Source organism: Bradyrhizobium ontarionense, from assembly GCF_021088345.1.
Taxonomy (GTDB): domain Bacteria; phylum Pseudomonadota; class Alphaproteobacteria; order Rhizobiales; family Xanthobacteraceae; genus Bradyrhizobium; species Bradyrhizobium ontarionense.
In genome coordinates, this window is sequence record NZ_CP088156.1 from 3,827,591 (window position 1) to 3,842,372 (window position 14,782).

At 66.2% G+C, this 14,782-nt stretch carries 13 protein-coding genes; 5 read left to right on the top strand and 8 right to left on the bottom strand.

All coding sequences use genetic code 11. From position 1 onward, the window contains the following. Nucleotides 1-61: 61 nt before the first annotated feature. Entirely contained in the window at nt 62-1,042 is a 981-nt protein-coding gene (locus LQG66_RS17255; protein WP_231327385.1) for a helix-turn-helix transcriptional regulator, read from the top strand. Between the two features lie 163 nt (nt 1,043-1,205). On the opposite strand, the gene LQG66_RS17260 is transcribed toward LQG66_RS17255, so the two are convergent. From LQG66_RS17260 to LQG66_RS17285, 6 genes are all read right to left on the bottom strand, one after another. Further along, on the bottom strand, nt 1,206-1,703 hold the full coding sequence (locus LQG66_RS17260) for a TPM domain-containing protein (RefSeq protein ID WP_231327386.1): 498 nt from the start codon (nt 1,701-1,703) through the stop codon (nt 1,206-1,208). Nucleotides 1,704-1,720: 17 nt separating this feature from the next. Further along, nucleotides 1,721-2,620 (bottom strand): TPM domain-containing protein, encoded by a 900-nt coding sequence (locus LQG66_RS17265; protein WP_231327387.1) that lies wholly within the window; start codon nt 2,618-2,620, stop codon nt 1,721-1,723. A gap of 14 nt (nt 2,621-2,634) precedes the next feature. Then, on the bottom strand, nt 2,635-3,246 hold the full coding sequence (locus tag LQG66_RS17270; RefSeq protein WP_231327388.1) for a LemA family protein: 612 nt from the start codon (nt 3,244-3,246) through the stop codon (nt 2,635-2,637). 177 nt (nt 3,247-3,423) lie between these two features. Further along, nucleotides 3,424-4,440, bottom strand: coding sequence for an ABC transporter substrate-binding protein (locus tag LQG66_RS17275; protein ID WP_231327389.1), 1,017 nt, complete (start codon nt 4,438-4,440; stop codon nt 3,424-3,426). A 41-nt stretch (nt 4,441-4,481) separates the two neighbouring features. Continuing rightward, nucleotides 4,482-5,348, bottom strand: a complete 867-nt coding sequence (locus tag LQG66_RS17280; protein ID WP_231327390.1) for an ABC transporter permease — start codon at nt 5,346-5,348, stop codon at nt 4,482-4,484. Between the two features lie 16 nt (nt 5,349-5,364). Beyond that, nucleotides 5,365-6,144 carry an ABC transporter ATP-binding protein gene (locus LQG66_RS17285; protein ID WP_231327391.1) on the bottom strand — a complete coding sequence of 260 codons (780 nt, stop codon included), beginning with the start codon at nt 6,142-6,144 and terminating at the stop codon, nt 5,365-5,367. A 118-nt stretch (nt 6,145-6,262) separates the two neighbouring features. Here LQG66_RS17285 and LQG66_RS17290 point away from each other — a divergent pair, with 118 nt between their 5' ends. Together LQG66_RS17290 and LQG66_RS17295 are read left to right on the top strand one after the other, a co-directional pair. Next, nucleotides 6,263-6,928 carry a response regulator transcription factor gene (locus LQG66_RS17290; RefSeq protein WP_231327832.1) on the top strand — a complete coding sequence of 222 codons (666 nt, stop codon included), beginning with the start codon at nt 6,263-6,265 and terminating at the stop codon, nt 6,926-6,928. After that, the gene (locus LQG66_RS17295) at nt 6,903-8,279 is read left to right on the top strand and encodes a sensor histidine kinase (protein WP_231327392.1); all 1,377 of its coding nucleotides are present in this window, start codon (nt 6,903-6,905) and stop codon (nt 8,277-8,279) included. The genes LQG66_RS17290 and LQG66_RS17295 overlap by 26 nt, the downstream gene beginning before the upstream one ends. A gap of 230 nt (nt 8,280-8,509) precedes the next feature. Here LQG66_RS17295 and LQG66_RS17300 read toward each other — a convergent pair whose 3' ends face one another. Next, the gene (locus LQG66_RS17300) at nt 8,510-10,843 is read right to left on the bottom strand and encodes a xanthine dehydrogenase family protein molybdopterin-binding subunit (RefSeq protein WP_231327393.1); all 2,334 of its coding nucleotides are present in this window, start codon (nt 10,841-10,843) and stop codon (nt 8,510-8,512) included. 226 nt (nt 10,844-11,069) lie between these two features. Next, nucleotides 11,070-11,945: a dihydrodipicolinate synthase family protein gene (locus tag LQG66_RS17305; protein WP_231327394.1), complete on the bottom strand. Its 876-nt coding sequence runs from the start codon at nt 11,943-11,945 to the stop codon at nt 11,070-11,072. A gap of 518 nt (nt 11,946-12,463) precedes the next feature. On the opposite strand from LQG66_RS17305, the gene LQG66_RS17310 reads away from it, so the two are divergent. Further along, entirely contained in the window at nt 12,464-13,525 is a 1,062-nt protein-coding gene (locus LQG66_RS17310; RefSeq protein WP_231327395.1) for a J domain-containing protein, read from the top strand. A gap of 107 nt (nt 13,526-13,632) precedes the next feature. Continuing rightward, on the top strand, nt 13,633-14,769 hold the full coding sequence (locus LQG66_RS17315; RefSeq protein WP_231327396.1) for a GGDEF domain-containing protein: 1,137 nt from the start codon (nt 13,633-13,635) through the stop codon (nt 14,767-14,769). Nucleotides 14,770-14,782 lie beyond the last annotated feature (13 nt).

Sequence of the window (14,782 nt, forward strand, 5' to 3'; positions counted from 1 at the left end):
CGATGCCGGGCTTGTCGCACACCATACCTGACATCCCGTGTCAGGTATGTTTTAAGGGGGCATGCGTGCGAGCCGGCTCTTATCCATCCTCACCACGTTGCAGGCCAAGGGCCAAGTGACGGCGCCCGAGCTTGCGGAGGCCTGCGAGGTCTCGGTGCGCACGATCTATCGCGACGTCGACGCGCTCGCGGCGGCGGGCATTCCTGTCTACGCCGAGCGTGGCGCCGAGGGCGGGTTCCGCCTGCTCGACGGCTATCGCGTGCGGCTCAACGGACTGTCGCCCGCGGAAACCGACGCGCTGTTCATGGCGGGGCTGCCCGGCGCGGCCGCCGCGCTCGGCCTCGACGGCATGAATGCGGCGCAGACCAAGCTCGTCGCGGCGCTGCCGCAGAGCCTGCGCGCCAACGCCAGCCGCATGCAGGCGCGCTTCCATCTCGATGCGCCCGGCTGGTTCGGCGAGGCCGAGGAACCACAGCATCTGCGCCTGATCGCCGATGCGCTGCTCGCCGATCTCTTGATCGACATCCGCTATCAGACGTGGCGCGCCGAGAAGCGCCGCCGCGTGGCGCCGCTCGGCCTCGTGCTGAAAGGCGGCAGCTGGTATCTCGCCGGCCAGGTCGAGCGCAGCGTGCGCACCTACCGCGTCGCCCGCGTGCTCGACTGCGCCGTGACGGATGAGACCTTCACGCGGCCCGCCGATTTCGATCTCGCCGCACACTGGCGCGCCGCGACCGAACGGCTGGAAGCGGAGCTGCATCCGAACGAGGCGACGGTGCGGCTGTCGCCGCTCGGCGTGAAGCTCCTGGAGGCGCTGAGCCAGCCTTATGTCAGGACGCGCACGTGCCTTGCCGACGAGAGCGATGCCGACGGCTGGCGCGTCGCGACGATGCCGGTCGGCACCACATTGTGGCACGCGGCGTCCGAATTGCTGCGCTTCGGCGCCGAGGTTGAGGTGCTGGCCCCACCCGAGCTGCGCGCGAAGATGGCCGAGGTCTCGCAGGCGATGGCGGAACGTTACGGCGGCTCTGCGACGACGCTATGAATTGCAGACAACTGCTCCATCCCCGTCATTGCGAGCGCAGCGAAGCAATCCAGACTGTCCCAGCGGGGGAATTCTGGATTGCTTCGCTGAGCTCGCAATGACGGGGTGAGAGCTGCGCAAGGCAACATCGAGCCGGGATTGAGCAGGTCGGCAGAACGACGAGCTACAGCACCACCGGCGCGTCTGGTAGTTCGTTGATATCGCTGGCGTGCGGCGGATAGTACTTGGCCAGTTCGCCGGACACGGCGGCGATGCCCTGCATGACGCCCTGCTCGAAGCGCCCCTGACGGAACTCGGCCTCCATCGCCTGGCAGATCGCTTCCCAGCGCGCCGCGCCGACCTTTGCATGGATGCCGCGGTCGGCGATGATCTCGACGTCGCGATCAGCCAACAGCAGGTAGATCAGGACGCCGTTGTTGTGCGCGGTGTCCCAGATCCGCAAGTTGGAAAAGACGTCGAGCGCCCGCTCGCGCGGCAACTGGTTGCGCCACAGCGGCGGGCCGTCGAGCGCGCCCTCGACGACGAAGCGCAGCTGGCCGGCATGCGTGCGCTCGCTGTCCTTGATCGCCTGTTCGATGCGCGCCAGTACGTCAGGCGTGAAGATGCGCTTCAGCTTCCAGTGGTGATGCAGAAGGTGCCGGCCGATCCGCTTGATGCCCATGGTCGCGCGCCCTGTCCTCACCAGCTGCCCGAGGCGCCGCCGCCGCCGAAGCTGCCGCCGCCGCCGGAAAAGCTGCCGCTGTCGCTCGAACTGCCGCTGCTCCAGCCGCCCGAGGACGAGCCGCTCGACCAGCCGCCGCGGCGGCCGCCCGACGACGGCATCGTCGAGGACAAGCCGCCGGCGATGAACGCGATGACGAGGCCGGCCACGCTGGACAGCAGCGCCAGCGATATCGATCCGACCAGGACCCAGGTCAGAATCCCGATCGCGCCGCCGGTGGCCAGCGAGCCGAGCAGCCGGCCGAACAGGGTGCGCAGCACGCCACCTAGGAAGATCGCTCCGAAGAAGGCGACGGGCGCGAACGAGGAGATGGAATCGATGTCGAGATCGACGCCATGCGATGCCTGCGGCTGCGGCACCGGCAGGGCCTCGCCATTGATCACGCCGATGATGCGGTCGACGCCGGCGTCGATGCCGCCGGCGAAATCGCCGCTGCGGAATTTCGGCGTGATGACCTCGTCGATGATGCGGCGCGCGGTCACGTCGGTCAGGCTGCCTTCGAGCCCGTAGCCGACCTCGATGCGCAGCTTGCGGTCGTTCTTGGCGACCACCAGCAGCGCGCCGTCGTCGACCTTCTTGCGGCCGATCTTCCAGGCTTCGGCAACGCGGATCGAGAATTGCTCGATCGTCTCCGGCTGCGTCGTCGGCACGATCAGCACCGCGACCTGGCTGCCCTTGCGGGTCTCCAGGTCCTTCAGCTTCTGGCTGAGACCCGCGATGTCGGAGGACGACAGCGTACCGGTCTGGTCGACGACGCGGCCGGTGAGCTGCGGCACCGCGACGTCGGCAAGCGCGATCGCTGCCAGGCAGACGAACAGCGTCGCAAGCAGGGCCTTGACGACCGACAGCGCGCGCAAGGCAGGATGCTCCGCTATTTCGACGGCGCAGGCGCGGGCACGTTGAAGTCGACCTTCGGAGCGACCGAGATCTCGCGCTCGTTCTCGACCGTGAAGTTCGCCTTCTCCTTGTAGCCGAACGCCATCGCGGTCAGGTTGTTCGGGAAGGTGCGGATGCCGACGTTATACTCCTGCACCGACTTGATGTAGCGGTTGCGCGCCACCGTGATGCGGTTCTCGGTGCCTTCGAGCTGGGACATCAGGTCGCGGAACAGCGCGTCGGATTTCAGCTGCGGATAGTTCTCGGTGACGACCAGCAGCCGCGACAGCGCGCCGGTCAGCTCGCTCTGGGCGGCCTGGAACTTCTGCAGCGCGGCGGGATCGTTGACGACGTCGGGCGTGGCCTGGACGCTGCCGACCTTGGCGCGAGCATTGGTCACGCCGAGCAGCACGTCCTTCTCCTGCTGGGCAAAACCCTTGACGCTGTTGACGAGGTTGGGAACCAGATCGGCGCGGCGCTGATACTGGTTGACGACCTCGGACCAGGCCGCCTTGACCTGCTCATCATTGGTCTGGATGGCGTTGTAGCCGCAATTGGTCAGGCTCAGCGTCATGAGCGCCGCCAGCACGGTCAGCAATCTCCGCATCGCGCGTCCCCTTCTCCCGGTTGTGCCGCCTCGTCACAGCACAGCTTGGGCGGCGACGCAATGACGGCACGCGGCCGCCGGACATGTGTCTCGGCGGCCGTGTGGTGGGTTCAGCGAGAGTTCCGGTCAGGCCTTGCGGATGCGAGTCGTTCGCCCCGCATGCGTTTGCGGCTGTGCTCAGCTGCCGTTGCGGTCGCGCAGCTGGGTCACGAACATGTCCTGCCAGCTCGCCGGCTTGACCTTGATCGAGCCGACGCCGTGCATGAACTCGGCGATCTTCAGCACGCCTTCGGGCGTCGCGGAGAACCAGGTGTCCTTGTCCTGCAGCATCTCCTGCACCTCCTCCTTGGTGGTCTTAACCTTGGCGGTGCGGGCATAGATCTCGGCGGCCGCGGCCTTGTCATTGGCGATCAGCGTGCAGGCCTCGTCGAGCGCATCCAGGAACGCCTGAACGACCTTCGGATTGGCGTCGACGAAACGCTTGGGCGCGAACACGACGTCCATGGTCAGCCGTCCGAGCACGTCGGCCGAATTGGCGACGCGATGGATCTTGGAATCCTTCAGCTCGATGTAGGAGAACGGCGGCGAGGTGAAATGCGCCGTGATCTCGGTCTTGCCCGAGATCAGCGCCGCGACCGCTTCCGGATGCGGCAGGCCGACCGTCATCGGATCGAGCTTGGCATAGTTCTCCTTGCCGAATTCGTGCGCCACCATCATCTGCAGCATGACCGCCGACAGCGAGGTCTTGATGCCGGGCAGCGCAATCTTGTCACCGGATTTGAGATCCTTCAGCGACTTGATCTCGGGATTATTGCTGTTCATCCACAACGAGGTCGAGCTCAGCCCGCTGACGCCGACGACCTCGACCGCCGGAATGCCCTTGGCCTTGGCCCACAGCGTGATGAAGCCGGGCGCGCCGGTGCCGGCGATGTCGAGCGAGCCGGCCATCATCGCATCGTTGATGATGTTGCCGCCATCGAGCAGCAGCCAGCTCACCTTGAGCGCACCGAGCCCGGCCTTCTCGGCCTGCTTCTCCATCAGCTTCTGATCCTCCATCACGATCAGCGGCAGATAGAGGATGCCGTAGCCCTTGGAGAGCCTGAGCTCCTTGACCTCGGCCTGCGACGCGCTGGTGGCGCCGAGCAGCGTGGCGAGGCCGATCGCGGCCGCCGCGAATGATTTGCTCCAGGACATGTTCGTCTCCTTATCCCTTGTTGTTTTGCTTATAGCCCAGATCAGTGCTGCATGCCCCAGCGCCGCACCGTCTTGCGCTCGATCGTGGCGAACACGACGTTCTCGACCACGAGGCCGATGAAGATCACCGTGAACAGGCCGGCGAACACGTTCGCCGTCTCCAGCTGGTTGCGGTTCTCGAAGATGAACCAGCCGAGCCCGCCCGAGCCCGAGGACACGCCGAACACCAGCTCAGCCGCGATCAGGGTGCGCCAGGCGAAGGCCCAGCCCACTTTTAAGCCGGTGAGAATGGCCGGAAATGCAGCCGGAATGAGGATGTAGCGCACCAGCTTCAGGCCACGCAGGCCGTAGTTCAGGCCGACCATGCGCAGTGTGTTCGACACCGAGCGGAAGCCGGAATGGGTGTTCAGCGCGATCGCCCACAGCACCGAATGCACGAGCACGAAGATGATGCTGCCCTTGCCGAGCCCGAACCAGATCAGCGCCAGCGGCAACAGCGCGATCGCCGGCAGCGGGTTGAACATCGAGGTCAGCGCCTCCAGCATGTCGGCGCCGATCCGCGAGCCGATCGCGATCGTGGTCAGCACCGCGGCGAGCGCAATGCCGACGCCGTAGCCGATCAAGAGCGTCTCCAGCGACACCAGGGTCCGCGCCGGGATGACGCCGTTGCCGATGTTCTCGAAGAACGCCGTGAGCGTGTCGGTGAAGGTCGGAAACAGCAGGGGATTGCCGAGCCACAGGCCGTAGGCCTGCCACAGCGCGGCCAGCGCCACCAGGATGATGGCCTTGCGGACCGCACCGATGTGGTAGATGCGTTCGATGATGGACAGGCTCGCCTCGACCTTGATGTCGCCGAGGGGCGTGTCTGCATTGACGATTTCGGGGCGCAGCGCCAGCGTCTCGCTCATGGATGCTCTCCTCGTCTCAGTGTTGGCCGAACAGCATGTCGTTGATGCGCCCTTCGAGCGCGACCTGTTCGGGCGAGCCCATCGTGCCCGGCGGCACGCTGTTGAGCTCGGCGCGGACGCGGCCGGGATGCGGCGACAGCAGCAGGATGCGCGAGCCGATCTTGATCGCCTCCTCAATCGAATGCGTCACGAACAGCACGGTGAAGCGGGTGTCCTGCCACAATTGCAGCAGCTCATCCTGCATCTTGCGCCGGGTCAGCGCGTCCAACGCGGCGAACGGCTCGTCCATCAGCAGCACGTCCGGCTCCATCGCCATGCCCCTGGCGATCGCGACGCGCTGCTTCATGCCGCCGGACAACATGTGCGGATAGGAGTCGATGAACTTGGTCAGGCCGACCTTGTCGATATAGGACCTGGCGCGCTCGTTGGCCTCCGCCGCGCTGAGCCGGCCGCTCGCCGTCAGCGCGAACACGACGTTCTCGCGCACGGTCTTCCAGGGCAGGAGCTGGTCGAACTCCTGAAATACCATCATCCGGTCGGGGCCGGGCTCGGTGACGTCATGGCCCTTCAGCCGGATACGGCCCTCGGTCGGCTTCAGATAGCCGCCGATCGCCTTCAGCAGCGTCGACTTGCCGCAGCCTGAGGGCCCGAGCAGCACGAAGCGGTCGGCGTCGAAGACCTTGAAATCGACGCGATAGGTCGCCGTCACCAGCGTGTCCGGCGTCTTGTATTGCAGGGTCACGCCCTCGACGGAGAGCAGTGGCTCGAACTGAGATTGCGATTGATGGACGGTCATGCGTCCTCCCCTCTTTTATATTGCAGTGCGAAATTTCGCCCGGTGCACTTCGGCGCCCTTATGTGAAGTGATAGAGCAGGAGACTGACGCGAACCTGACTCGGAGTTCTCAAGGCGCCGTGCGCATCCTGCTGGTGGAAGACACCCCCGAAATCGGCGCCGCCGTGACCAGCCGGTTCGAACGGATCGGCTACGCCGTCGACTGGGAAAAGGACGGCCGCACGGCGAGCGAACTGATCGAGGTCCAGACCTACGATCTGATCGTGCTCGACGTGATGCTGCCGAACATGGACGGCTTCGCTGTGCTCAAACATCTGCGCCGGCGCGGGCTACGCACGCCGGTGCTGGTGCTGACCGCGCGCTCCGCGGTCGACGACCGCATCGGCGCGCTCGACCTCGGCGCCGACGACTATCTGGTCAAACCGTTCGACTATCGCGAGCTGGAGGCGCGGGCGCGCGCGCTGCTGCGCCGCGCCGCCGGCCAGTCCGACAATCTGCTGACCTTGGGTCCGCTGGTGATCGACCGTGCCGGGCGCACGGCGAGCGTGGCCGGCCAGCCGCTGGACCTGACACGCCGCGAGCTCACCGTGCTGGAGATCCTGGCCGCGCGGCCGGGGCGCTACGTCGCCAAGGAGGAGCTGATCGAGCAGCTGTTCAGCTTCGACCAGGATCCGAGCCCGAATGCCGTCGAGCAGTTCATCACGCGGCTACGGCGCAAGCTGGCGGCCACGTCCGTCGAAATCAAGACAGAGCGCGGCCTTGGCTATCAGCTCCAGGCTTCGTGAACTCCGCGCCTCGTTGCGCGCGCGGCTGCTGATCGCGATCGGCGCGATCCTGGCCGTCGGTGCGGTCGTGCTCAGCCTCGCCGCCTGGCAATACGCCGCCACCGCCGCCCGCGATGCCTACGACAAGCTGCTGGCCGGCGGCGCCGTGCAGATCGCCGAGAACATCTACATGCAGGGCGGCGTCGTAACGCTCGATCCGCCGGCGGCGGCGTTCGCGACGTTGTCGGCCTATGATCTCGTGTTCTACCGCGTCACCGATCCGCGCGGGGTCGTCGTCGCCGGCTATGACGATCTTGCCGTCACCGCGCCCGCCAAGGCGCTGCGTGAGGGCGTCGTCCTGCGCGACGGCCTCTATCGTGACCAGGCCGTGCGCATCGCGGCCGTCGCGCGCAAGCTCGACGGCGCGCTCGGTGACGGCTGGAGCGAGATCGTGCTGGCGCAGACGCTGCGCGCCCGCGACGCGCTGACCTGGGACTTGGCCTCGAAGGCGATCGGCCTGATCGCCGCGATGAGCGTGCTGGCGCTGGCGGCCACCGCGCTATGCCTCCGGCTGGTGTTCGCACCGCTGACGCGGATCGAGTCGGAGATCACGCAGCGGCGTCCCGATGACCTCAGTCCGATCGCGATGACGCCGCCGCGCGAGGTGCGCGCCCTGGTCGGCGCGATCGACGGCTTCATACAGCGCCTGTCCGAGCGCATCACGCTGATGCAGCGCTTCATCGCCGACGCCACACATCAGCTGCGCACACCGCTGGCGGCAATCGACGCCGAGGTCGAGCTGCTGACAGATCAGACCAGGGACCCGAACGCGCTCGACCGGCTGCGCGGCCGCATCTCGGACCTCGCGCGGCTGACCAGCCAGCTGCTCGATCACGCCATGATCCAGCACCGCGCCCAGGCGCCGCGTTTCGCAGCTACCGACATCAATGCGCTGGCCAAGTCGGTGCTGTCACAGAGCGTGCCGTTGTCACTCGACCGTGAGGTCTCCATCAGCTTCGTGCCCTCGGAGAGTGAGGCCATCGTCGCAGCCGATGTGATCAGCCTGCGCGAAGCGCTCGCCAATCTCATCCACAACGCGCTGGCGCATGGCGCGCAGAGGCGGCTGATGGTGAAGGTGGAGAGATCGGCGACGCATGTCGCGGTCATCGTGTGGGACGACGGACCGGGCATCGCGGCGGGCGCGCAAGAGCGGCTGATCACGCCGTTCCAGAAGGGCGACGGCTCCCACGGCTCCGGCCTCGGCCTGGCCATCGCAGCCGAAGTCGCACAGGCCCATGGCGGGAGCTTGCGGTTTGCCGGAGGCGCAGGCGATTTCAGTGCGGCGATCGAATTGCCCTTGGAGCGCAAGTAGCCGCCCCAGCGACGGTGCACTCCCTCTCCCCGTCCTGACGGAGAGAGGGCTGGGGTGAGAGGCAGACGCACGGGGAGTGTCAGCGGAAAGACCTGTACCCCCTCACCCGGATTGCATCTGACGATGCAATCCGACCTCTCCCCGCAAGCGGGGCGAGGTGACACTGCGCAAGCGGTGAGACTTCGAGCCCAACTAACGGACGCGGCTCAACACCTCCGCAACGTCGAAGCTCATGCCGCAGCCTTCGCCGCCTTCGCATCCCGGATCGCCGCCCACACCTTCTCCGGCGTCAGCGGCGTCTGCAAATTGGTGATCCCGAGCTCGAACAGCGCGTCCATCACGCCGTTGGTGACGCAGGGCGGGCCGCCGATGGCGCCGGATTCGCCGCAGCCTTTTGCGCCGAGCGGGTTGGTCTTGCATGGCGCGGAACCGTCGAGCGTGACCGTGATCGGTGGCACGTCGTCGGCGCGCGGAATGCAGTAGTCCTGATAGGTCGCGGTCAGGAGCTGCCCCTCGGAATCATAGGACACATTCTCGTAGAGCGCCTGGCCGATGCCCTGTGCGACACCGCCATGAATCTGGCCCGCCACCAGCATCGGGTTGACCGCGACACCGACGTCATCGACGGTGGTGTAGCGCACCACGCGGCTGATACCGGTCTCGGGATCGATCTCGAGCTCGCAGATATGCGTGCCGTTCGGCCAGCTCGGACCATCGACCTCGCCCTCGCTGTCAACCGACAGCTTGGCCTGCTTCTCCTTGCCGGCGATCTCGAACAGGCTGATGCGGCGGTCGGTGCCGACGACGGTCAGGAAACCGTCGCGATATTCGATGTCCTCGACCGCGGTCTCCAAGAGGTTCGACGCCTTCTCGCGGGCCTTGCTGATGAGATCGTTCGACGACACGGCCACGGCCGTACCGCCGACGAACAGCGAGCGCGAGCCGACGCTGCCGAAGCCGGTGGCGAGATCGGTGTCGCCCTGCACGACGTCGATCTTGTCGAGCGGAATCCCGAGCGTGTCGGAGATCATCTGGCTGTAGGTGGTCTGCAGGCCCTGCCCCATCGCCATGGTGCCGGAATGCAGGATAACGCGGCCCTCCGAGGTCGCGTGCAGCGACACCTTCTCGGTATGGGCGCGGCCGCCAGTCCATTCGATGTAGCTGGTGAGGCCGCGGCCGTAGAGCATGCCGCGCTTCTTGGCCTCGCGCTTGCGCGCGTTGAAGCCGTCCCAGTCGGCAAGCTTGGAGGCGCGCTCGAGCATGTGGGCGAACGCGCCGGAATCATAGACCTGCCCGACGGCGTTGGTGTAGGGCAGCTGCGCCGGCTTGATGTAGTTCGCTTTGCGGATGGTGCGCGGATCGATACCGATCTGGCGTGCCGCCGCGTCGAACAGGCGCTCGACGATGAACACCGCTTCGGGGCGTCCGGCGCCACGATAGGCACCGACCGGCGCGGTGTGGGTCATGACAGTCTTGACCTCGAAATGCACCAGCGGCAGGTCATAGACGCCCGTTTGCACGAATGGCCCGAGCACCAGCGGGATGATGTTGGCAGCCCCCGACGAATAGGCGCCGGTGGCGCCGATCGAGCGCACGCGATAGGCCAGCACCTTGCCCTTGGCATCGAGCGCGAACTCCGCGGTCGAAGTCAGATCGCGGCCATGGGTGCCGCCGACGAACTCGTCGGTGCGCTCGGCGCGCCAGCGGATCTTCCTGTTAAGCTTGGTCGCGGCGTAGGCGACGATGCCGTCCTCCGGATAGAGGTTGGTCTTCTGGCCGAAGCCGCCGCCGATGTCGCCGACCAGCACACGCACGCTCTCCTTCGGCCGCTTCAGCACGGCCTCCGCCAGCACGTCGCGGGTCGAGGCCGGCGTCTGCGACTGCACATAGAGCAGCAGCCGGCCGGTCTTCTTCTCGATCTCGGCGATGGTCGAGCGTGGCTCCATCGCCGACGGCACGAGCCGCTGGCTCACGATGTCGAGCGACACCTTGTGCGCAGCGTTGGCGAAAGCTTCCTCGACCTTGGCGGCATCGCCGTAGCTCATCGCCGCTACGATGTTGTCGGGCGCTTCAGCCCACACGACAGGCGCGCCCGCCTCGAGCGCCTTCACCGGGTCGGTCACCGCGGCCAGAACCTCATAGTCCACGACGATCGCTTCCGCGGCCTCCTGCGCAATCACGCGCGACGTCGCGACCACGGCGGCGACCGCCTCGCCGGTGAAGCGGACGATCTCGTGGGCGAGCAGCCGGCGCGGCGGCACGGTCATCGGCTTGCCATCCGGCCGCTTGAAGATCGCCAGCGTCGGGATGGTGCCGACATCGTCGGCGACGAGATCCGCACCGGTATAGATCGCCTGCACACCTGCGATCCCGCGGGCCGCAGCGCTATCGATCGACAGGATCTTGGCGTGGGCATGCGGCGAACGCAGCACGTAGAGCCACAGCGCGCCGTCCTCCGGCTTGTCGTCGATGAACTGCCCTTTCCCCGTGAGCAGCCGCTGATCCTCCAGCCGCTTGACGGGCTGGCCCGCACCGAACCGCATGTTGCCGGGAAGAATGTTCATTCGTGAATCCTCGATCAGTTCAGATGCAATTGTGGTGCGTTCTAGCGGATTGACGTTGCGGTGGCCAAGGCGTGTTTGAGCCGGTGCGTCATGACGAATCGTCATTCCGGGGTGCCTCGCAGAGACGCCCCCCGCAAATCTCGCGATTCCGGGTTCGATGCCACCCGGCCGCGCTCCACACGCCGGTCGCGTCGCCCCGGAATGACGGGCGCGTGCAGTTCGAGCATCACCCCAGGCTGTGCAGAACCTCTTCGACCACCTTGCGCTGCCCGGGCGTCAGCGCCGCCTGCGGCGGCACGGGATCGCCGACGTCGTAGCCCTGGATCGACAAACCCGCCTTGATGCAGGCGGCGAGATTGAAACGCGCGAACGCCTCGTTGACGCGCCATAGCTTCTTCTGCAGCCTGAGCGCATCATCCCAGCAGGACGCCTTGCACAGATTGTAGAGCTCGACGCTCTGCTTCGGGATGATGCAGGCGGGCCCGGCCATCCAGCCCTCGCCGCCGATCAGCATCACGGCCGCTGGAATGTGAGACGACGCGGCGAACACCTTGATGGCGTCGCCGCAGCGGTTGATGATCGACAAGAGCCGCCCGGTGTTGGTGGACGCGTCCTTGATGTAGTTGATGCGTGGATGCTCGGCGAGCCGTGCAATGACGTCGAGCGACAAGTCGGAGCGCTGGAACTGCGGATTGGTGTAGATGACGACTGGAATGTCGACAGCGTCGGCAATGGCGCGGAAGTAGGCTTCGATGCCGGCGTCGCTGACGGGGAAATAGGCCTCGAGCACCGCGAGGATGCCGTCCGCGCCGCGCTTCTGATAGGCCTTGGCCTGCGCCACCGCGTCGGCAATGGCGGTCGAGGCCACGCCGGCGATGACGGGCACGCGCCCCTGTGCGGCATCGATTGTCGTCTCCACCACGGTCATGCGCTGGGCGCGATCGAGATAGGCGAACTCGCCGGTCGAGCCGAGCGGCGTCAGCCCGTGAATGCCGGCATGGATCAGATCGTCGCACAGCCGGCCCAGCACGCCGGTCCGGATCACGCCATCCGCGCCGATCGGTGAAGCGAGATAGGGAAAGACACCATGAAAATCAATCATGCGGCCGGTATAGCGGCCGGGCCGCCGCCTCCGCAAGCAGGCGAGCCGACCGCGATAGCCCCGGGCGTCCCGCCTGCCCCACCATTTCCAGTGGCGAAATGGCTGCCTTTCCCGAGATCGGGAAAAAAGTCCAATCCGCCTCCTCGAGGAGTGCCCGGCTTCTCAAGGAGAGCGGCGGTCGAGCTGATGTGCCTGATGTCACATGATGTGAACGGTAATGAGCTGCTCCGTTAAATCCCGCTTCAAACTTTTTCGTCACCATGCGCCCGGGTGATGCGGCTGGAGGCGACCGGACAGCCGCACTCAATCGAGGATTGCGAGCGCCCAAGACGAGGGAAAATGCGCGCAATGGTTCCATGCTCGGCAGAAATGGCTGCAAGCTCCGCCATTTTCAGTCATTTTTCCGCCGGATTGGGCCATCATCATGCAAGGCGGAAAGAGTTAGTACGAGTGCTCCAGCGTAAATTCGCCGTAGGAATTTCGATCGGAGACGAGGGAATTCTGCAGCGAGAGCGACGATGAAGACGCTTTACGATTTGCTCGGAGCTCTTCCGGACGATGACGCTGAGGACATCAGGGCCGCCTTCCGCAAGGCTGTCAAAGTGAACCATCCCGACGTCAATCCGGGAGACCCCGACGCCGCGCTGCGATTTCGAGAGATTGTCCGCGCCAACGACATTCTCGGCGACAAGGAGCAGCGCGCGGCCTACGACCGTCTGCTCGGAGCGGCGCATGACGAGCAGCAGCAGGAGTCCAAGCTCGCCGTCGTCGCCAAGGTGCACAAGGTCGCATCCGGCGTGATGGCGCTGGCTGGCGCGTCGGCGGTGGCGCTGACGGGCTACCTGCTGTTCACGCACATGTCTGCAGCCTCCGTCGTGCCGCTGAAGCCGATCGTGGTCTCGACCAACCGGGTCAAGCCTCACGAGGTGCCTGCCAAGCCGATCGAGACGGCTTCCGTCATTCCGGACGTGGCGACGAGCGGCGATGCAGCCCCGAACGCCGGCAACGAGACGACCGCCAATGCAGCGGGCGCAGAGGCCTCGGCCGAGCAGTTGCCGCTGCGGGTCAGCAAGGTCGACGCGGTCTATTCCACCGACCAGGATCGTCCGTCCTGCGGACCGTCGGCAGCTGCTCCGTGCAGTTCCGATGTGGCGTTCCCCGGCAATACGCCCTCGAACGATGCACGCACGCATCATGACCGCGGCATGGCTTCGTTCCAGAAAGGCGATTTTGCCGCGGCGCTGGCCGATCTCGATGCAGCGATCCAGCTCGACCCGCGCTACCAGGATGCCTATATCGATCGCGGCATCGTATTCTATCGGATGCGCAAGTTCGACCGCGCCTTTGCCGACGTTGCAGCCGCCAAGCGGATCGACAAGGCGAACCGGGCCGTGCTGGATGCGATGGCAAAGCGGCAGCCGCTGCGGCCCTTGAAGCTCGAGCCGCCGAAGGCTGAGGTGGCCAAGGTGGAGATGCCGAAGGCGGATCCGCCAAAAGTGGCGGCGGCGGCTCCGATCTCGCCGCGGATGTCGTCAGCGACGCCGGTCTATGCGACCAGTGACCCCAGCCGCGCCCCGTGAGGCATTACGAGGTCTATTGACGAAGATTTAAGGTAATCGCGAACCTCTTCGTCGCGCGAACTGTCTCCACCCATCAACTGTTAGGAAAGCTGTCCCATGGTGACGCCATGGGACATGGGCTGCTCTCGACATTCATCCATCCGAACCCGGCGATCCGGCGCGAGCTCGTCGATCTCCTCTACACGTCCCTGCCGCAGGTGATGTCGATCAACGCGGCCGCAATCACCGGATCGGTCACGCTTGCGGTCTTGCATCGCGATCCCGGCTACATCGCGATCGCCTTTGCGATCATCGTCAACGCGATCGGCCGCGTCGTGAGCCTGCTTCGCTACAAGCAGCATTCCGCACGCCTGTCGGACAGAGACGTGATCCTCTGGGAAAACGTCTACGCCGCTGGCGCATCGGCCTTCGGCCTCGCGCTGGGTGCCCTGTCGTTCCGCGCGTTTCAGCTCGATGACGCGCCGGGGGCCTGGATCGCCTTTGGCCTGTCGATGTCCTATTGCGTTGGCATGGTGTCGCGGGCGGCGATCCGCCCCTGGGTCGTGCTCACCACGACCGCCCTGCTGTTCACGCCGACATTGATCGGCGGCCTGATGCGCCCCGAATTGCCCTATCAGCTCGGCGCCACCATGCTGGTGCTGTTCTGGTTCACGATTCGCGAAGCGTCGCGCCATCTCAGCACCGCCTTCATCGAACGGCTCGAGGCCAAGCACGCGCTGGCGCGCCGGGCCAGCCACGATTTCCTGACTGGCCTGCCCAACCGCGCCGCCTTTCTCCAGATGCTGGAGACTGCCCTCGGCCATGTCGCAATCGTCGCCATCGATCTCGACGGCTTCAAGCCGGTCAATGACCGGCACGGTCACCACGCCGGCGATGATCTGCTGCGCGAGGTCGCCACGCGGCTGTCGCGCTGTGTCGGCAGCGGTGGACTGGCGGCACGATTCGGCGGCGACGAGTTCATGCTGCTGAAGCCGGTGGCCAGCGGCGCCCAGGGGCGCGACGAGGCGCTGGCGCTGGCGCGCGAAGCCGTTCAGAGCTTGTCGGTGCCGTATCTGCTGTCGGACATTCCGGTCGTGATCGGCGCCAGTGCCGGCCTGCTCGTGAACGACCAGCCCCTGACGGACGGCGCGGTCGACGCGTTGCTCCGCCGGGTCGACGATGCGCTCTATGCCGCCAAGCGCGCCGGCGGAGGCCGCTGCAGCTGGGCCGAGTCCGGCGCCGGCGCGTTGCGGCAGGCGGGCTGAGCGCGCGAGCAGC

What these genes read in the sequence shown, in the direction of transcription:
- LQG66_RS17255 (WP_231327385.1), top strand. Translation starts at nt 62, where the DNA reads ATGCGTGCGAGCCGGCTCTTATCCATCCTCACCACGTTGCAGGCCAAG.
- LQG66_RS17260 (WP_231327386.1), bottom strand. Translation starts at nt 1,703, where the DNA reads ATGGGCATCAAGCGGATCGGCCGGCACCTTCTGCATCACCACTGGAAG.
- LQG66_RS17270 (WP_231327388.1), bottom strand. Translation starts at nt 3,246, where the DNA reads ATGCGGAGATTGCTGACCGTGCTGGCGGCGCTCATGACGCTGAGCCTG.
- LQG66_RS17275 (WP_231327389.1), bottom strand. Translation starts at nt 4,440, where the DNA reads ATGTCCTGGAGCAAATCATTCGCGGCGGCCGCGATCGGCCTCGCCACG.
- LQG66_RS17280 (WP_231327390.1), bottom strand. Translation starts at nt 5,348, where the DNA reads ATGAGCGAGACGCTGGCGCTGCGCCCCGAAATCGTCAATGCAGACACG.
- LQG66_RS17285 (WP_231327391.1), bottom strand. Translation starts at nt 6,144, where the DNA reads ATGACCGTCCATCAATCGCAATCTCAGTTCGAGCCACTGCTCTCCGTC.
- LQG66_RS17300 (WP_231327393.1), bottom strand. Translation starts at nt 10,843, where the DNA reads ATGAACATTCTTCCCGGCAACATGCGGTTCGGTGCGGGCCAGCCCGTC.
- LQG66_RS17305 (WP_231327394.1), bottom strand. Translation starts at nt 11,945, where the DNA reads ATGATTGATTTTCATGGTGTCTTTCCCTATCTCGCTTCACCGATCGGC.
- LQG66_RS17310 (WP_231327395.1), top strand. Translation starts at nt 12,464, where the DNA reads ATGAAGACGCTTTACGATTTGCTCGGAGCTCTTCCGGACGATGACGCT.
- LQG66_RS17315 (WP_231327396.1), top strand. Translation starts at nt 13,633, where the DNA reads ATGGGACATGGGCTGCTCTCGACATTCATCCATCCGAACCCGGCGATC.